Raw genomic sequence first — 19,068 nt, 5'->3', positions numbered from 1 at the left:
AGGTTATTTTTTTGGAAGGGAGGAAAAAGAGATGAAGATGACAAGTAAAAAGATGAAAGACGAGTTAATGAAGAAATTATCTCGTCCAGAGTGGGACTTTCAGTATGATAGCGAGAAAGAGGTTCTACGTATAGAACAGAAAGACTCGAAAAAAGGTATTAACGTATCACTTCCAGGAGTTGTAGCAAAATGGGAAGTGAACAAAGAAAAGGCAATTGAAGAAGTTGCTTATTACGTACAAGAAGCGCTAATTGCGATGCATAAAGAAGAAAATAGCGGAGCAAAAATTTTACCTGTTATTCGTTCTACTTCTTTCCCGAAACAAGCAGAAGAAGGAAATCCGTTTATTATGACGGATCATACGGCGGAAACACGTATTTACTATGCGTTAGATTCGAATAAAACGTATCGACTAATTGATGAACGTCTGTTACAAAAATTAGAACTTACAGAACAGCAAGTGCGTGAAATGGCATTATTCAACGCACGCTCATTAGGTTATGAATTTAAACAAGACACAGTAGCGGGTAATACATTCTACTTTTTAAACACAAATGATGGGTATGACGCGACTCGTATTTTAAACGAATCGTTACTACAATCGATGCGTGAAAAGATTTCTGGTGACATGGTTGTTGCTGTTCCTCACCAAGATGTATTAATTATTGCTGATATCGTCAACGAAATCGGTTATGATATTATTGCACAAATGACAATGAAATTTTTTGCCGAAGGGCATGTTCCGATTACATCACTTTCATTCGTATATGAAGATGGAGAATTTGAACCAATCTTTATTTTAGCGAAAAATCGGAAGAAGACAGATGGAAAAGAGAAAGGATGAACGAAGTGAACGTTTTTTACAACCTTGAAGGAATTGGTGACACTTTAATTGTTGCCTTACAAGATATTACTTTAGAGAACCGTACTTTTGATCGCAAAGGAGATGTTGCACGCGTTTATGATCGTGAAAGCAACGTAACGGGAGGATTCAACATCTTTAATGCATCTTCTTACTTAGAAGTAAAAGAAACAGGAAACCTTACATTAACGAAAGAGCTTGTAGAGAAAATCAACGAAGTTTTAGCGAAGAATGGCTTTGAAGAAACAGTAGAAGCAGATCTTTCTCCGAAATTTGTTGTAGGCTATGTAGCTGAAAAAGAGAAACATCCAAATGCTGATAAGCTAAACATCTGTAAAGTAGAAATCGGTACAGAAACATTACAAATCGTATGTGGTGCACCAAACGTTGATGCAGGACAAAAAGTTGTCGTTGCGAAAATCGGCGCTGTAATGCCAAGCGGTATGTTAATTAAACCGGCTGAACTTCGCGGTGTTCCTTCTTCTGGAATGATCTGCTCTGCACGTGAATTAGAGCTTCCAGACGCTCCACAAGAAAAAGGTATTCTTGTATTAGAAGATAGCTTTGAAGTTGGACAAGAGTTTAAATTTTAATTGATATAAGAAAAGAGAGGTTGTCCTTTTGGACAGCCTCTCTTTTCTTTTTGTCATTCTTTATCGGTAAGTCGAAATTTCTTGTTGAATCGTTGATATATTGAGAGTTGTGATAGATATACTCAAAAAATCGTAAATATGATAAGAATGTCACCTTTTTTCTTAAAATCTATATTGTATTTTATAAACAAACTAGTTAAAATTTAGAAAAATAGAAGGGGATAGACGTATGAAACAACAACCAAAAATCGCAGAACTTCTAAAACGAATTGAAACTTCAAAACAGCAAGATGTTGAGCTAGGTACTTATGAAATATATGTGTTTAGTGAAAGTGAATTAGAAAAAGGACAAATCGGTTACCGATATGATAAACATAAAAATTCATTAATAAGTGAAGAAAACGGAAAGTGGCAAGAAGGATGGATTGCAATTGGATATGAAACGGATATGGGTGATCCAGTTTTCGTAAATATAGATGATAACGCTTATCCGGTTTATACTGCAGAGCGGGGTACAGAAACGTGGCATCCTGTTTATATTGGAAATATGGATGAGATTATAGGGCAATTATAAGAAAAACTTTGAATCCGGTGCAAAGTGATGGGAGAGAAGTATGAAGTATATAAAAATAATGAGCATGATTGCATTCATTGGAATATATATGGCTGGTTGTTCACAAGAGCAGCCGAAAAAAGAAACTACATCTTCTATAAAAGAGAAAAGAAAAGATACCAAAGAAGACGCACCGGTAGAAAAGCAGCAAGAACAAGAAAAGAACGAAGAATCGCAAGCAATTAAAACGAATGAGCAAGTGGAGCATAAGCAGGAGGAAATGCCGACTGAAGAAAAGATAGAGGAAACTACACCGGTGCTGCCAACTGAGCAACCAATGCAAAATAATGAACAAAAAGTAGAGAGTAATGAAAAACAAGAGAAGTTTCTCGTCGTTATTGATCCAGGGCATCAACAAAAAGCGAATTTAAATTTAGAGCCGATTGGGCCAGGGGCAACAACACAAAAATATAAAGTCACAGATGGTACAACTGGTGTTGTGACGAAAAAAAGAGAGGCCGTACTTGTATTAGAAATGGCTTTCGTATTAAAAGAAAAGTTAGAAGCGAAGGGAATGCAAGTATTAATGACGAGAACGTCACAAGACATTGATATAAGTAATAAAGAACGGGCGACATTCGCAAACAATCATAAGGCAAATTTATTTTTACGTCTTCATGCAGATGGTTCTGAAAATCCAAACCAAAGTGGATTTGCTGTATTGACGCCAGCAGAAGACAGTCCGCATACGAAAGAGATTTATGCGGAAAGCCTTCAAATCTCTCAAATGATTGTAAATAAAATGAGGGAGAACCAGCAAGTGAAAGTAAATGGAATTAAATTCAGGGATGATCTTTCTGGATTTAATTGGTCCAAAGTACCTGGTGTACTATTAGAACTTGGGTTTATGTCAAATCTTGAAGAAGATAAAAAATTATCTGACCCGCAGTATGTAAATTCTTTATTGCAAAGTGTAACGGATAGTATAGATGCATATCGGAAGCGTAAAGCTTAAGCGCAGTCTTACATGAAAGGCTGCGTTTTTCCATATGAAACACTCGTAAATTAGAATATTGTGGATAAATATGACATGCTTAATTTTACCTGCACTTTTTGCCGAATGCTGATACAATAAAGGATGTTACTATTTAGTAGAAAGAGTGGTAAGCATGTTAGATTGGATGAAAAAGTTGTTTAACAAAGAGGAAGAACAAACAGCGTTGAATAAAGAAGTACAAAAGCAAATTGAAAGTCAGCCGAAAATTCCTCGTGTAAACCACTACACTGAAGCAAGAGAAGCACAAATGGCAAGTAGGAATGCAGGTAAATGCCGTTTTCCTTTAGTACCGGATAATGGGTTCGATGAAGAGGATGAAAGAGAAGTAGATCACTTCGAAGAACAACCTGTTCAAGGAGTAACATATGAAGAACCGACTGCTCAAAGAGGAATACAGGTGGAAAGAAGCAGACGACCGTATGTGGAAAAGGTAGTTTCTACATATGAAGAACCGGAAGTACAATATGAACCGGTGCGAGAGGCTGTCGTTAAAAAGGCATCTGCACCTTCGCAAGAGAGTAACCGTAGACCATTTCGTCCAACAGAAATGATTTCGCCAATTTATGGATATAATCGTCCTTCAGTAGAGAAAAAGGTTGAAAAGCAGGAGGAAGTAAAAGAAAGAGAAGATCTTGAAATATCTGTAGAGGGCAAAGCAGTTGTTGATGCATGGTTAGAGAAAAAAGGATATACATTATCAGATTTCTCAGAAGGGCAAGCAACGTCTTCTTCGCCTAGTCATGAATCGGTTGGTCAACAGGATAAAAAGCAAGAAAAATCAGTTGTTGATCAATGGCTAGAGAAAAACGGTTATGAAATCGAACGCCAAGAGCCTTTAGTAGAAGAAAAAGAAGTGATTCAAGGAATGAGTACACCGCAGGAAGTTTCAGCGGATGAATTACTTCATAAAACAGTAGCTGAGCAGATGGAAAGTGCTAAGCTAGAAAAAGATGTAGTGGTGTTAAACGAAAACAATCTACAAGAAGAATTAGTGGCTTCTAAAGTAGAGCACGAGGATACAATATTATCAGAAGAAATTAAACGTAATACAGAAATAAAACAACCTACTATTGAAGTGGAAAAGCAAGCTCCAGAAGAATCAGTGATTGTCAAAGCAGAAGAAAAACTTGCAGAAACAATCATTGTGGAAATACCAGAAGAGCCAGAAGAAGTGGAAGTAATTACAGAAACAGAAGAGCCAGAAGAAGTGGAAGTAATTACAGAAACAGAAGAGCCAGAAGAAGTGGAAGTAATTACAGTAACAGAAGAGCTAGAAGAAGTAGAAGTAATTACAGAAACAGAAGAGCTAGAAGAAGTAGAAGTGATTGCAGAATCAGAAGAAGTGGAAGTAATTGCAGAAGCAGAAGAGTCAGAAGAAGTGGAAGTAATTACAGAAACAGAAGAGCCAGAAGAAGTGGAAGTAATTGCAGAAGCGGAAGAGTCAGAAGAAGTAGAAGTAATTGCGGAAACAGAAGAGCTAGAAGAAGTGGAAGTAATTGCAGAAACAGAAGCACAAGAAGAAGTGGAAGTAATTGCGGAAACAGAAGAGCTAGAAGAAGTAGAAGTAATTGCAGAAGCAGAAGAGCTAGAAGAAGTAGAAGTAATTGCAGAAACAGAAGCACAAGAAGAAGTGGAAGTAATTGCAGAAACAGAAGCACAAGAAGAAGTGGAAGTAATTGCAGAAACAGAAGAGCCAGAAGAAGTGGAAGTAATTGCAGAAGCAGAAGAGCTAGAGGAAGTAGAAGTAATTGCGGAAACGGAAGAGTCAGAAGAAGTAGAAGTGATTGCAGAAATAAAAGCACCTGTAGTAGAGACATTTGTAGCACTTGAGGAAATTCAGCAAGAAGATGAAGCGATTGAACAAAAGAGTGAATTCATACATGTAGCTGAGGCTGATGAACAGACAAAGAACGACGTTCAAAGCTTTGCGAATGTTTTACTTGCAGAAACAGAAGAAAATAAACGAGTTGTAGAAGAAGCGCCAGTCGCAGAAGAACAACGAGTTGTAGAAGAAACACCAGTCGCAGAAGAACAACGAGTTGTAGAAGAAGCGCCAGTCGCAGAAGAACAACGAGTTGTAGAAGAAGCGCCGGTCGCAGAAGAACAACCAGTTGTAAAAAAAGAAGAACCAAAACGTGAGAAAAAGCGTCATGTACCATTTAATGTTGTTATGTTGAAACAAGATAGAACACGATTAATGGAAAGACATGCAGCTAGGGCAAATGCAATGCAGCATTCTGTTAATGTACGAGTAGAGAATAGACCAGTGCAACAAGTAGTAGCAGAACCACAAGTGGAAGAACAACCAATGCAACAAGTAGTAGCAGAACCACAAGTGGAAGAACAACTAGTGCAACAAGTAGTAGCAGAACCACAAGTGGAAGAACAACCAATGCAGCAGGTGGTAGCAGAACCACAAGTGGAAGAACAACCAATGCAGCAGGTGGTAGTAGAATCACAAGTGGAAGAACAACCAATGCAGCAGGTGGTAGTAGAATCACAAGTGGAAGAACAACCAATGCAGCAGGTGGTAGTAGAATCACAAGTAGAAGAGCAATCAGTGCAGCAAGTAGTAGCAGAGCCACAAATGGAAGAACGCCCAGTGCAGCAAGTAGTGGAAGAGCAAGTACAAAAGCCAATTTCAAGTACGGAAGTACAAGAGAAAGCATATGTTGTAAATCAAAGAGAGAACGATATGCGAAATGTATTGCACACACCACCGACGTACACTGTTCCGCCATTAGCGCTGTTGTCGATTCCGCAGCAATCAGCGCTAGATAATACAGAATGGTTAGATGAGCAAAAAGAATTATTAGATACAACGTTTAATAATTTTCATGTTGGAGCACATGTTATTAATGTATCGCAAGGGCCAGCAGTAACTCGTTTTGAAGTGCAACCAGACCCAGGCGTGAAAGTAAATAAAATTACCAATTTAAGTGATGATATTAAGTTAAGTTTAGCTGCGAAAGATATTCGTATTGAAGCGCCGATTCCAGGGAAGAGTGCGATTGGAATTGAGGTTCCAAATAAAGAAAGTAAGCCAGTATTTCTTCGTGAAATTTTAAGAAGTCCTGTATTCACAAAGAGTGAATCACCGCTTACTGTTGCGCTTGGACTTGATATTTCAGGTGATCCAATTGTAACAGATATTCGAAAAATGCCGCACGGACTTATTGCGGGTGCAACGGGTTCAGGTAAAAGTGTGTGTATTAACGCGATTTTAACGAGTATTTTATATAAAGCGAAACCGCATGAAGTGAAGTTAATGTTAATTGATCCGAAGATGGTTGAGCTTGCACCATACAATTCTGTTCCACATCTTGTAGCACCTGTTATTACGGATGTAAAAGCAGCGACAGCGGCTTTAAAGTGGGCAGTCGAAGAGATGGAACGCCGTTATGAATTGTTTGCGCACGCTGGTGCTCGTGATTTAACTCGTTACAATACGATTGTAAGTGAGCGAGAAATTCCGGGAGAAACATTACCTTATATCGTTATTGTCATTGACGAGTTAGCCGACTTAATGATGGTAGCACCTGGTGATGTTGAGGAAGCGATTTGTCGTATTGCGCAAAAAGCACGTGCTTGTGGTATTCATTTATTAGTAGCGACGCAGCGTCCATCTGTAGATGTTATTACAGGTTTAATTAAGTCAAACATTCCAACGCGTATTGCGTTTACTGTATCATCTCAAGTTGATTCGCGTACGATTATTGATATTGGAGGCGCGGAGAAATTACTTGGCCGTGGTGATATGTTATTTTTAGGGAACGGTACATCTAAGCCAGTTCGTGTACAAGGTGTATATGTATCGGATGATGAGATTGAAAAGACAGTTGATCATGTGAGAAAGCAAATGAAGCCGAATTACTTATTTAAGCAAGAGGATTTATTAGCGAAAACAGAACAGGCTGAGTCGGAAGACGAATTGTTCTTTGAAGCATGTCAATTTGTTGTAGAACAAGGGGGAGCGTCCACATCTTCTGTACAGCGAAAATTCCGCATCGGTTATAATCGCGCGGCACGTCTCATTGAGGAGATGCAATCGCAAGGAATTATTTCTGAAGCAAGAGGGACGAAGCCAAGAGATGTCCTTATTTCTGAGGATGAATTTGCTGCTATGCAGGAAACGAATGTATAGTCCACGGTTTTGCTGTATACTAATAGAAAATGTTGGATAGTAAAGTAGGGAGTAAAGCGACATGAAAGAAATTGAATTAAAATTAAAAGGTGAAATAAATCGACTAACAAATAAAACATTTAAATTTGACGAACGAGTTGGAGAAGGTTGGTTCTCCGCCGTTTACTTTTTAAAAACTAGAGAAATTATTGAAGAATTTCGCCCGAAAAGTGTTGTAACGATGCAATTTTTCCAAAAAGAAAATGCAGTTCTTTGCGGAACAGATGAAGTAATTGCATTGCTACAAACATTCGCTAAAAATCCTGAGGAACTTGAAATTAACTCTTTAAAAGATGGCGATAAAATTAGTCCATTTGAAACAGTGTTAACAATTCATGGTCCTTATGAGAATTTCGGATTTTTAGAAGGTGTTATTGATGGGATTTTAGCTCGTCGTACATCGGTTGCAACAAACGTATATAATGTTGTCCAAGCTGCGCGTAGTGTAGATAAAGAAAAACCAGTTATTTTCATGGGAGATCGTGACGATCATTATACACAACAAGCTGGTGACGGTTATGCAGCATACATCGGAGGTATGAGCGCACAAGCGACGCATGCAATGAATGAATGGTGGGGCAGAAGTGGTATGGGAACAATGCCTCACGCATTAATTCAAATGTTTAATGGTGATGTTGTAGAAGCGGCAAAAGCATATCATAAGAAATTTCCAGAAGATGAATTAGTTGTACTAATTGATTACAATAATGATGTTATTACAGATGCACTTCGTGTAGCGCGTGAATTTGGATCAACATTAAAAGGTGTGCGTGTAGATACGTCTCGCACAATGATTGATCAATACTTTATTCGCCACCCAGAAGTACTTGGAACATTTGATCCACGTGGTGTAAATCCATCTCTTGTATTTGCACTTCGCAAGGCGCTTGATGAAGAAGGATTCCAGCATGTAGACATCGTTGTAACTGGTGGATTTGATGAAAAGCGTATTCGTGAATTTGAAGCTCAAAAGGTACCTGTTGACATATATGGGGTAGGGAGTAGCTTGTTAAAAATGAATATTGGCTTTACTGGTGATAATGTAGAATTAAATGGGAAACCAGAAGCAAAAGCTGGTCGTAAATATCGTCCAAACCCACGTTTAGAGCGTGTTCAATTAGAAAAAAGAGAAGATATGTAAAAGAGAGAAAAACTGATAGGTGATTGACCCTATCAGTTTTTCTGTTATCATAGTATAGCGGCTTCTTTTTTGCTATAATGGACTTGTTATGGACATATAAAGAAGTACGTACGAGTTTATCCTGATAAGTGAAGGGAAAGAATAACCTCACTACATCAAAAATGTATGATGATTACCAAAATAAGAAAAGATTCATATACTGTCTTATAGATAGGCCGTTGTATTAGTTCGAAATGTTGGAGGTTCTTTAAGATGACAGTTTACCATTTTGTAGGAATTAAAGGAACAGGAATGAGTTCATTAGCGCAAATTCTTCATGATATGAAGCATACTGTTCAAGGGTCTGATTATGAAAAGCGTTTCTTTACACAAACAGCGTTAGAAAAGCGTAGTATCTCGATCCTTCCTTTTGATAAGAATAATGTAGAAGAAGGACAAGTGATTATTGCAGGAAATGCATTTCCTGATACGCATGAAGAAATCGTAGCAGCAAAAGAATTAAACATCCCAGTACATCGTTACCATCACTTCTTAGGTGACCTTATGAGCCAATACACAAGTGTTGCTGTAACTGGTGCACACGGAAAGACATCAACAACAGGTTTGTTAGCCCATGTAATGCAAGGTGCACATCCTACATCTTACCTTATTGGAGATGGAACAGGGCATGGGGTAGAAAATAGTAAGTATTTTGTATTTGAAGCTTGTGAGTATCGTCGTCATTTCTTGTCTTACAATCCAGACTATGCAATTATGACGAATATTGATTTTGATCATCCAGATTATTTTGCAGACATCAATGATGTATTCAGTGCATTCCAAGAGATGGCATTGCAAGTGAAAAAAGGCATTATTGCATGTGGAGATGATGAAGAACTTCAAAAAATTCAAGCGAAAGTACCTGTTATTTTCTATGGATTTGGAGAAGATAATGATTTCCAAGCACGTAACATCCAAAAGAGAACAGATGGCACGATATTCGATGTATTCGTTCGTAATACGTACTATGACACGTTCAAAATTACAGGATACGGCAATCACAGCGTATTAAATGCGTTAGCAGTAATCGCACTTTGCCATTATGAAAACGTTGATGTAGAAGCAGTAAAACATCAATTAACAACTTTTGAAGGCGTAAAACGTCGCTTTAATGAAAAGCCGATGGGAGAGCAAGTTATTATCGATGACTACGCACACCATCCGACAGAAATTAATGCAACGATTGAAGCAGCTCGTCAAAAACATCCAGAGCGTGAAGTTGTCGCTGTATTCCAGCCGCATACATTCTCACGTACAGAAAAGTTCTTAGATGAGTTCGCTGAAAGCTTAAGCAAAGCTGATCAAGTATACTTATGTGATATTTTCGGATCAGCACGCGAAAACAAAGGTGAATTAACAATTGAAGATCTGCAAAAGCGTATTGATGGTGCAGAACTAATTACAGATACAACAACGGATGTATTAAAGAAACATAAAAACGGCGTTCTAATTTTCATGGGCGCAGGTGACATCCAAAAATTCGAAGCAGCTTACGTAAAAGAAGTTCAAGTTGCAGAGAAATAATAGAAAAGACGCATAGCTGTGGCTGTGCGTCTTTTTTTGTTGTGTTCAACTTTTATCCCGCATTAACGTGCAATAAGACCCCCACTGATTAAAGTTTCACTTTATTTATGTATTGACCTAGAGCTAACTCTAGGTTGTAAGATGAAAATGTAAAAACAAGGGGGAGAGAACATGTATAAAATCGGCGAAGTAGCAGAATTAACAGGGATGAGCATTCACACTTTGCGCTACTATGAGAAATTAGGTTTATTACCACCACCAACGCGAAATAGCGGTATTCGTCAATATACAGAAGGCGATGTACGTTTATTAAAATTTTTATATTCATTAAAACAAACTGGGATGTCATTAGAAGAGATGGCTGAGTTTGCAAGTGATGGGTGCATTATAGAGGAAATTAGGCAGAAGAAAGAGGAAGTACCAGCGAAAGTAAAAAAGAGAATTTCCATTTTAACAACTCACTTGGAGCGATTAAAAGAACAGCAGGAACAATTGCAAAAAGTTGTTCAGCTAACGGAGGAGAAGTTAGAAATTTATTACGGTTTTCTAGAAGAAAAAGACTTGGAGGCCGGCAATGAAAAATAAAGTATATACGCAGTTATTAGGTTTTGCGATATTTACTGGTGGGACATTTAATGCTTCGAAATATGCGGTGCAGTATTTCGAAGCAATTCATATAGCAGCATGGCGTTTTGGGATTGCTGCATTTGTGATGTTATGTTTGTTAAAAATACGAAAAGATTTTGATTTGGAAGTATGGATGCAGAATAGGACCTATTATCTTTTGCTAGGTATTGTTGGTGTATTCGGCTTTAACTTCTTTTTCTTTTTAGGAATGAAATATACAGAAGCTGTTAATGGTGCACTTATTATGGCGACAAATCCTCTCGTTACGACGCTGTTAGCAAGTGTCATTTTACGAGAGAAAATTGTGAAGCGCCAAGCAATTGGAATGTTACTTGCACTAATTGGCGTTGTTTTTGTACTTACACAAGGTTCGTTTACAATACTACAACATTTATCATTTTCAAAAGGGGATTTTTATATTTTATTAGGGAATATTTGCTGGGCGTTATACGGCGTGCTAGGCAGAAGGTTTATTAAAACTGGTAATCCAATACAAACGACGACATATACGATGACTATTGGTGCACTTGCCTTTATTATCATATCTTCTACACAAAAAAGTATAGTACCAGTTTTAGAAATTCCTTGGTTGGCATGGGGAGCGATTCTCTTTATGGCAATTGGAATGAGTGTGCTTGGTTACTTATGGTGGAATAATGGAATTGCTCAAATTGGGGCAGCAAGGACATCTTTATTTTTTAATCTAGTGCCTGTTGTTACAATACTTATTTATTTTATTGAAGGAGTCAATATAACATCTGCACAATCTGTAGGAATGATATTAGTTATTACGGGAGTATTGTATTCTTCTGGTTTTATACAAAGAAAATCAAAAGAAAGTGTTAATATTTAACTTTTTACATCTAAAAATGTTAGAATAATAAGAAAAATAAAAAGGGGACTAAAAAACATGTTCACACTCCGAGTAGATGACGAAATCGAACTACAATTACTAGAAAAACATCATAAAGAAGAATTATATCAATTAATAGACCAAAACCGTAATCATTTACGAAAATGGCTTCCTTGGGTAGATGGGACAAAATCTGCTGATGCTTATGATGAGATTTTTCCGATGTGGTTAAAGAAATTTGCAGAGGGAGACGGTTTTGAAAGTGGTATACGTTACAAAGGAAAGCTCGTTGGGATGGTAGGTATTCATCCAGTGAGCTGGGGGAAGAGAGCGGCGAGTCTTGGGTATTACCTTGCAGAAGATGCTGGAGGAAAAGGCGTTATGACACGTAGCGTAAAGGCTGTGCTTCACTATGCATTTGAGAATTTAAAATTAAATAAAATGGAAATTAGATGCGGTGTTGAAAATGTGAAAAGCCGCGCTATTCCAGAGCGTTTAGGGTTTAAATTAGATGGTATTTTAAGAGATGAAGAATGGTTATATGATCATTTTCATGATATCGCTGTATATAGTTTATTAGCTTCAGAATGGAAAGATATTCGATGAACGAGAAGATTCGTATTATTCCGTATGAAAGTGCGTTTCAAGAGGAAGTAGTAGATCTTATCGTTCATATTCAGCAAAAAGAGTATAATGTTCCCATTACGAAAGAAGAGCAACCTGATTTACTTGAAATAGAAACATTCTATCAAAAGGATCACGGAAACTTTTGGGTAGCACTTTATGATGGGAAAGTAGTTGGAACAGTAGCTTTATTAGATATTGAGAATCATCAAGTAGCGCTAAGAAAAATGTTCGTACAAAAAGAGTTTCGTGGAAAAGAATGTGGCGCGTCATATATGTTGCTTCAAACAGCAATTTCATGGGCTGAGGATAAAAAGTTGAAAGATATTTATTTAGGAACAACAGTAAAATTTTTAGCGGCACATCGCTTTTATGAAAAGAATGGTTTTCAAAGTGTGAGTATAGATGAGTTGCCGAAAAACTTTCCAGTGTTACAGGTAGATAAGAAATTTTATAGGTACATTGTGAAAAAGGTCATCTAGAAATGGCCTTTTTCTATGAACCAAAATGGAAATAGTGGTATAATTTGGATTAGGGGGTGTAGGTATGAACTTTCCAATTCAAAGAAGTAAGTCAGTAGTCATTTTCGTTTGTCTTACGTTAGCTTTTATGTGTATATATCCAATTGTCATGCTTTTCACTAATAAAGCGCATTGGATGTCAGCGTTGATTGGGATGAGTTTATGCTTCATTGTAAATGTACCACTCGTTTGGGAAGTATTTATTAAAAAACATAAAGTAGAAAATGGCGTATTAAAGTACGGTATTCTAAATGATGATGTTGTATTAAAAGATATAAGAGTTGTTCGTCAAGTTGGAAAGTATCTTGAAATTACGACGAATGCATATAAAGTACATATGGTTGCGATGCCGCAAGATATGAATGAATTTTTGGCGCTTATCGAGAAAGAAAATCCACATGTGAAAATAGAAATGGTAGGGAAGAAATAAAAAAACGCTCGGAGAAAATTCCGAGCGTTTTTATTATTATTTTAAGTTCTCTGGATTTAAAGCTTCTAATTCAGGTACAACGAAGCGTCCGTCTTTACGGATTAGTACGTCGTCGAAGTAAATTTCACCGCCGCCGTATTCAGGGCGTTGGATGCATACTAAATCCCAGTGGATGTTTGAGTTGTTACCATTCCATGCATCGTCGTAAGCTTGTCCAGGAGTGAAGTGGAAGCTGCCATCGATTTTTTCATCGAATAGGATGTCTCCCATTGGATGTAAGATGTATGGGTTTACGCCGATTGCGAATTCACCAACGTAGCGTGCGCCTTCGTCTGTATCGAAGATTTTATTAATGCGTTCTGAATCGTTTGCAGTTGCTTCAACGATTTGACCGTTCTCGAACTTAAGTTGTACATTTTCAAATGTATAACCGTTGTAAGGAGATGGTGTGTTGTAAGAAACTGTACCGTTAACAGAGTCACGAACTGGTGCAGAGTATACTTCACCATCTGGAATGTTTAAATGACCTGAGCATTTAATTGCTGGAATGTCTTTAATAGAGAATGTTAAGTCAGTTCCAGGACCAGTTAAACGAACTTTATCTGTTTTATTCATTAATGTAACAAGGCTATCCATCGCCTTATCCATTTTACCGTAGTCTAAGTTACAAACTTCGAAGTAGAAGTCTTCGAAAGCTTCTGTGCTCATTTTAGCAAGCTGTGCCATAGAAGCATTTGGGTAGCGAAGAACAACCCAACGTGTTTTTGGAACGCGAATATCTCTATGAACTTTTTTCCCAACTGTTTGGCCATGAACTTTCATGCGCTCACTTGGAACGTCAGCCTGTTCATTAATATTATCGCCAGAGCGAAGACCGATATAAGCGTCCATGTCTTTCATTACGCTTGCTTCATATGCAGCGATTTGTTCGAAATGTTCTTCAGTAGCACCCATTAATAAAGAGCGATCTACTTGATGATCTTTTAAAGAGACGAATGGGAAACCACCAGCTGCATATGCTTCTTTTACAAGTGCAGTTACAAGTTCTTTTTGTAAGCCAAAGTTTTCAATTAATACTTTTTCACCTTTTTGTAAGCGGATAGAGTAGTTAATTAAATTGTATGCTAACTTTTCAATACGTGGATCTTTCATATGTAAAGCCTCCCTACTAATTATGTATCCTCTCCTATTGTAACCTACTTAGTGGAATTTGTTGAATGATTTATGTTACAGTTAACGAATAAGTATGAAAATTCTAATGATGAGATAGGGATTAGAATGAAACGGAAAATGATTGTATAATAGGGGAAAGTATGAAAAAGATAAAGGAAGTGATGAAATGCAAGTTCTTTTATATGTAAGTGCGGCTATTATCGCGGTTGCTTTCGCAGTATTAGTAGTGTATGTATGCAGAACGTTGTTATCGGTTCAGAAGACGTTAGAAAACGTTGCAAGCACTTTAGAAGGTTTAGAAAAACAAATGCAAGGAATTAGCGTAGAGACAGAGCAATTATTACATAAAACGAATGCGTTAGCTGATGATATTCAACAGAAGTCACAGTCATTAAATAAAGTGGTAGCGGGTGTAGATGGGATTGGAACGACAATCCAATCTTTAAATACGAAGCTTCGTAATGTATCAGACTCTGTAACGGACGAAATTGAAAATAACGCTGATAAAGTAGCGCAAGTTGTACAGTGGAGCAGTGCGGCGATTGAAGTATACAATCATTACCGTGCGTCGAGACAAGAGAAGAAGGTTGAAAAAGAAGAGCGTAAATTAGAAAGAATTGAGAAAAACGCTGAAAAGAAAGAGAAGCGCTCTAGATTTCGTATGAGAGGTGAATCGTGATGAATATGACAAAGCTTGAAACAATTGAAGAGCTTGAAATCTTAGTAGAAAAGAATGAGCCGTATGTTCTTTTTAAACATAGTACGACATGCCCGATTAGTCACGGTGCATACACAGAATTTCAAGCGTATTGCAGTGAAGAAAGAGAAGTGCCAGCGTATTACTTATACGTACAAGATGCGAGAGATGTGTCAAATCGTGTTGCAGAACAATACAGTATTAGACATGAATCACCGCAAGTGTTATACATAAAAGATGGGATGGTAGTATGGAATACATCTCATTGGAATATTAAAAAAGATGCTTTAGAAGAGAATATAAAGTAAAAAGAAGCAAGCTAAAGGTGCTTGCTTCTTTTTTTTTGTTTTTGTTGAAATATATTTAGTGGTACACTATTAATAGTTCAAACTAAATAACTAGATTGTTGAAAGTAGGTTTTAAGTAATGAAGAAAATGGCATTATCCTTCGCAGTCGTAAGTTTATTACTGGGAGCTTGTAGTAACAATAGTAATACGATTAGTAAGAAGGATGAAGTTATACAAAAAGATACAAAAGAAAAAAGTATGATTCCGAGAACTGCTGTTTCTAAAGATTATTATAGAACTGTTATTCCTTTAAAAGAACAAAAGGTTATTAATACAGCTAATATAAAAACAAATTCTAAATTAGATTTAGCAGAGTATGAAAATGGTTTAATAAATATTGCAACGCAGCAATTTGATACAGAGAGTCACGTACTGCAATTAAATCAGTATATTCCAGAGAAACTAGTTGATGAACTAGTTGCGAAAGTAGAAGCGCCAGTTTTGACGAATATTATAGAACAAGACTATTTCGGAAAACAGAATTCAAATGAATTAAGTTTATCTGGTGTTATGATTGGCTTAGCTATGTCTTCAAGTGTATCGAATGAAGAAGCTATGTCTAAAGGGTCTGAAGTTGCTAAACAACTTATTGAAGCCATTAACAAAAATGATAAATATAACAAATCTCCAATTACGTTTGCTATCTTTAAGCAAGAAAGTACAAGTTCTTTAAAAAATGGTACGTATATTGCTAGTGCTACTGTTCAAAAGAATGATATGAACCTTGGAAATTGGAGTACAATTGATGAAAAGTCGTATTCATATCCTTCTGATGAATTTACACAAGCACATGGAGAAGATAATACAAAAATAAATAACTTTGCTAAGGAAATAAAAGGTTTTTCTAATGGAGATTTTATTCCAGTCAATGCAAAAGTTTCTTATAAGAAAGATCAAATGGATACATTAAATATGAATATTGTTATTAAATATAACGGTAAAACAGAATTAATGGCTCTTACCCAATTGGCTGCTCAAGGTATGTTAGACAAATTGCCTAAAGATGCGAAAGTACAATTACAGATCAAGTCCGAGAGTAAAATTGAGGCCGTTATTATAAAAGAGAAAAACAGTGATAAACCGTTTGTTTCCTTCTTGTAAAAAAGACAGTATGTAAACTGTCTTTTTTTATTTTAAATGAAAATATAAAAGGTTTTTTGATGGTAATTCATTGCTGTATATCGTGTGACAATCGTATATGTATCAACTATAATAAGTTATCTTAAAAAAAGTAATATATAGGGATTTGAAAGAGATGGCTTTCTTATGGCATCACAACAATTAGGTCGTTTACGTTCTGAAATTGATCAACTTAATTTACAAATATTAGAGTTACTAAACGAAAGAGGTCGTCTCGTACAAGAAGTTGGTAATTTAAAAGAAGTATAAGGTGTGAAACGTTTTGATCCTGTACGTGAAAGAAATATGCTGGATTTAATTGCAGAGAATAATAATGGTCCATTTGAAACTTCGACTTTATAACATATTTTCAAACAAATTTTTCAAGTTGGTTTAAAGTTACAAGAAGAGGATCATCGTAAAGCACTACTTGTTTCTTGTAAGAAAAAAACAGAAGATACGATTGTTGAAATTAATGGTGAAAAAATTGGTAACGGAAATTAGCATTTTATTATGGGACCGTGTGCAGTGGAAAGTTATGAACAAGTACGTCAAGTTGCTGAAGCAATGAAAGAGCAACGCGTAATACGCTTGATATTTCCGCTGTACCGATTTTAAAGAAAGAGACACATTTACCTGTCGTTTTTGATGTAACGCATTCTACAGAGAGACGTGACCTTCTCTTACTAACTGCAAAAGCAGCGATGGCAATTGGTGCAAACGCAATTATGGCTGAAGTACATCCAAATCCAGCTGTAGCTTTATCAGATGCGGCGCAGCAAATGAATATCCCGCAGTTCAATGATTTTATGAATGAATTAAAATCATTTGGAAGTAAATTATAAAAACTTTTAATGAGCTGTTCCAAAAAGGCATTTTGGGACAGCTGTATAGCGACTGTCATTGTCGATTTTTGTTGGGAAGTTGGTATATTAAAAAAATCGCTGATATAATTAGAGTTGTGGTCGATATATTTGGGAAATCGCCGATATATTTCGAGTTACGGTTCATATATTCGAAAAATCGCCGATATAAATTTCATTTACTATCGTACTGCTTAAAATAAGATTTCTACTTAGGAAATATCTATTTTTTTACAAAAAATGCCCTTTTTTCATAAAAAATACGAAAATACGAGAAAACAAGCGAATTTTTTCGAAACTTTTGCGGGAAAATATTGTATGAGCCTGCGTTTATATCGTATCATTAGTAAAAGGAAGAACTCGGGACGATTGGTGGCATCTGCAAATAGAGTTGATGTCTTTTTTTCATTCAAGTAACCGATACATAAAAATAGATAACAAAAATAGAAGGAGTGTGCGATGAGATGAACGTAACAATCTATGATGTAGCGCGCGAAGCGAACGTTTCAATGGCTACCGTATCACGCGTTGTGAACGGTAACCCAAATGTAAAGCCTACAACAAGAAAGAAAGTATTAGAAGCAATTGATCGTTTAGGATACCGTCCAAATGCGGTAGCACGTGGACTAGCAAGTAAGAAGACAACTACGGTAGGTGTTATTATTCCTGATATCTCAAATACGTTTTATGCAGAACTTGCACGTGGAATTGAAGATATCGCAACAATGTACAAATATAACATCATTTTAAGTAACTCTGATCAAAACAAAGAGAAAGAGTTCCATCTATTAAATACGATGCTTGGAAAACAAGTGGACGGAATTGTTTTCATGGGTGAAGATATTACAGACATTCACATTGAAGAATTTAAAAAATCTCCAGTACCAATTGTATTAGCAGCGTCATTTGATGAGCAAAATGAAACGCCATCAGTAAATATTGATTATACACAAGCAGCTTACGATGCAATGAAGCACTTTATCGAGCAAGGACATAAGCGTATCGGTTTCGTCTCTGGTCCATTCATTGATAAAGCGGGAAGCGCGAAGAAGTTACAAGGTTATAAAAAAGCTTTAGAAGAAGAAGGTATTTCATATGATGAAAATCTTGTAATCGATGGAGATTACACATATGACTCAGGTATCGAAGCATTCGAAAAGCTTTGGAGCAATGATGAAAAGCCAACAGCAATCTTCGTGTCTTCTGATGAAATGGCACTAGGTGTAATCCATGCAGCACAAGATGCTGGATTAAACGTACCAACTGACGTAGAAGTACTTGGTTTCGATAATACACGCCTTGCATTAATGGTTCGTCCGCAGCTTTCAACAGTTGTACAACCGATGTATGATATCGGTGCAGTAGCAATGCGTCTATTAACAAAGTATATGAACAAAGAAAAAGTGGAAGATCACACTGTTATCTTACCTCACCGTATCCAATTTAGAGATTCAACGAAATAAGTATAAAAAAGCTCACAGCGATTGCTGTGAGCTTTTATTCATATTCAGGATAATATTTTTCAATTACTGTATCTACAGTTTCATTTTTCTTAACGTGTAAAAATTTTGCGTACAATTCTTTTCCAGTTTCAAATGGCGTATCGTCTAATTCAAATACATGTAACACTTTTCGGAACGTCCATGTGATTTGCTCATCATACATATTATCGTATGTGTGCTCCGATTGTATAGCTATCTTTTCACCTAGTTCATGAGCTTCTTCTAAACTGTTTGCTTTAACAAGAATAATACTTTCTTCAAAAAGTGTATCGTGATTCTCTTCATAATGCTCATCCATTTTCATAGGATGAGGCTCACCAGAAGGAACAGACTCAAACAATAATTTTACAGCGTACATA

Annotated in this window: 18 protein-coding genes and 1 pseudogene; 17 read left to right on the top strand and 2 right to left on the bottom strand. The window is 36.6% G+C overall.

What is annotated here, in order from left to right:
• Positions 1–31 precede the first annotated feature (31 nt).
• From AC0ONG_RS22245 to AC0ONG_RS22190, 12 genes are all read left to right on the top strand, one after another.
• Entirely contained in the window at positions 32–844 is an 813-nt protein-coding gene (locus AC0ONG_RS22245; protein WP_000784606.1) for a DUF1444 domain-containing protein, read from the top strand.
• Complete coding sequence (gene ytpR, locus AC0ONG_RS22240; protein ID WP_001006776.1) at positions 841–1,455, top strand: YtpR family tRNA-binding protein; 615 nt, start codon at positions 841–843, stop codon at positions 1,453–1,455. Before AC0ONG_RS22245 ends, ytpR begins: the two co-directional genes overlap by 4 nt.
• A 229-nt stretch (positions 1,456–1,684) precedes the next feature.
• Complete coding sequence (locus AC0ONG_RS22235; RefSeq protein WP_000813351.1) at positions 1,685–2,029, top strand: hypothetical protein; 345 nt, start codon at positions 1,685–1,687, stop codon at positions 2,027–2,029.
• 40 nt (positions 2,030–2,069) lie between these two features.
• On the top strand, positions 2,070–3,023 hold the full coding sequence (locus AC0ONG_RS22230; RefSeq protein ID WP_133963687.1) for an N-acetylmuramoyl-L-alanine amidase: 954 nt from the start codon (positions 2,070–2,072) through the stop codon (positions 3,021–3,023).
• A gap of 154 nt (positions 3,024–3,177) precedes the next feature.
• Positions 3,178–7,209 carry a DNA translocase FtsK gene (locus tag AC0ONG_RS22225; protein ID WP_474204085.1) on the top strand — a complete coding sequence of 1,344 codons (4,032 nt, stop codon included), beginning with the start codon at positions 3,178–3,180 and terminating at the stop codon, positions 7,207–7,209.
• 61 nt (positions 7,210–7,270) lie between these two features.
• Complete coding sequence (locus AC0ONG_RS22220) at positions 7,271–8,389, top strand: nicotinate phosphoribosyltransferase (RefSeq protein WP_000658372.1); 1,119 nt, start codon at positions 7,271–7,273, stop codon at positions 8,387–8,389.
• A 252-nt stretch (positions 8,390–8,641) separates the two neighbouring features.
• Complete coding sequence (gene murC, locus AC0ONG_RS22215) at positions 8,642–9,952, top strand: UDP-N-acetylmuramate--L-alanine ligase (RefSeq protein ID WP_000219469.1); 1,311 nt, start codon at positions 8,642–8,644, stop codon at positions 9,950–9,952.
• 171 nt (positions 9,953–10,123) lie between these two features.
• The gene (locus AC0ONG_RS22210; protein ID WP_000276609.1) at positions 10,124–10,537 is read left to right on the top strand and encodes a MerR family transcriptional regulator; all 414 of its coding nucleotides are present in this window, start codon (positions 10,124–10,126) and stop codon (positions 10,535–10,537) included.
• Positions 10,527–11,432: a DMT family transporter gene (locus AC0ONG_RS22205; protein WP_474204082.1), complete on the top strand. Its 906-nt coding sequence runs from the start codon at positions 10,527–10,529 to the stop codon at positions 11,430–11,432. The genes AC0ONG_RS22210 and AC0ONG_RS22205 overlap by 11 nt, the downstream gene beginning before the upstream one ends.
• Positions 11,433–11,489: 57 nt before the next feature.
• Positions 11,490–12,038 carry a GNAT family N-acetyltransferase gene (locus tag AC0ONG_RS22200; protein WP_000494654.1) on the top strand — a complete coding sequence of 183 codons (549 nt, stop codon included), beginning with the start codon at positions 11,490–11,492 and terminating at the stop codon, positions 12,036–12,038.
• Positions 12,035–12,538, top strand: a complete 504-nt coding sequence (locus tag AC0ONG_RS22195) for a GNAT family N-acetyltransferase (RefSeq protein ID WP_001003135.1) — start codon at positions 12,035–12,037, stop codon at positions 12,536–12,538. Before AC0ONG_RS22200 ends, AC0ONG_RS22195 begins: the two co-directional genes overlap by 4 nt.
• Before the next feature lie 64 nt (positions 12,539–12,602).
• On the top strand, positions 12,603–13,007 hold the full coding sequence (locus AC0ONG_RS22190) for a PH domain-containing protein (RefSeq protein WP_474204078.1): 405 nt from the start codon (positions 12,603–12,605) through the stop codon (positions 13,005–13,007).
• A gap of 36 nt (positions 13,008–13,043) precedes the next feature.
• Here AC0ONG_RS22190 and AC0ONG_RS22185 read toward each other — a convergent pair whose 3' ends face one another.
• The gene (locus AC0ONG_RS22185; protein WP_000654729.1) at positions 13,044–14,159 is read right to left on the bottom strand and encodes an aminopeptidase; all 1,116 of its coding nucleotides are present in this window, start codon (positions 14,157–14,159) and stop codon (positions 13,044–13,046) included.
• Between the two features lie 187 nt (positions 14,160–14,346).
• Between AC0ONG_RS22185 and AC0ONG_RS22180 the strand changes: the two genes are divergently transcribed.
• The 5 genes and pseudogenes from AC0ONG_RS22180 to ccpA all read left to right on the top strand — a co-directional run bounded on the left by AC0ONG_RS22180 (position 14,347) and on the right by ccpA (position 18,670).
• Positions 14,347–14,859, top strand: coding sequence for a DUF948 domain-containing protein (locus tag AC0ONG_RS22180; protein WP_001197721.1), 513 nt, complete (start codon positions 14,347–14,349; stop codon positions 14,857–14,859).
• Positions 14,859–15,185: a bacillithiol system redox-active protein YtxJ gene (gene ytxJ / locus AC0ONG_RS22175; RefSeq protein ID WP_017763665.1), complete on the top strand. Its 327-nt coding sequence runs from the start codon at positions 14,859–14,861 to the stop codon at positions 15,183–15,185. Before AC0ONG_RS22180 ends, ytxJ begins: the two co-directional genes overlap by 1 nt.
• 118 nt (positions 15,186–15,303) lie before the next feature.
• Positions 15,304–16,326 carry a CamS family sex pheromone protein gene (locus AC0ONG_RS22170; RefSeq protein WP_000738027.1) on the top strand — a complete coding sequence of 341 codons (1,023 nt, stop codon included), beginning with the start codon at positions 15,304–15,306 and terminating at the stop codon, positions 16,324–16,326.
• 165 nt (positions 16,327–16,491) lie between these two features.
• Positions 16,492–17,189: pseudogene (gene aroA, locus AC0ONG_RS22165) on the top strand (chorismate mutase).
• A gap of 482 nt (positions 17,190–17,671) precedes the next feature.
• The gene (gene ccpA / locus AC0ONG_RS22160; protein WP_001103303.1) at positions 17,672–18,670 is read left to right on the top strand and encodes a catabolite control protein A; all 999 of its coding nucleotides are present in this window, start codon (positions 17,672–17,674) and stop codon (positions 18,668–18,670) included.
• Positions 18,671–18,704: 34 nt separating this feature from the next.
• On the opposite strand, the gene AC0ONG_RS22155 is transcribed toward ccpA, so the two are convergent.
• On the bottom strand, positions 18,705–19,067 hold the full coding sequence (locus tag AC0ONG_RS22155) for a DUF4288 domain-containing protein (protein WP_003280329.1): 363 nt from the start codon (positions 19,065–19,067) through the stop codon (positions 18,705–18,707).
• Position 19,068 lies beyond the last annotated feature (1 nt).

This window comes from Bacillus sp. TCT6 (assembly GCF_056033845.1).
Note: the sequence above shows the minus strand (reverse complement) of the source record. Positions and strands in the feature narration are given on the sequence as shown.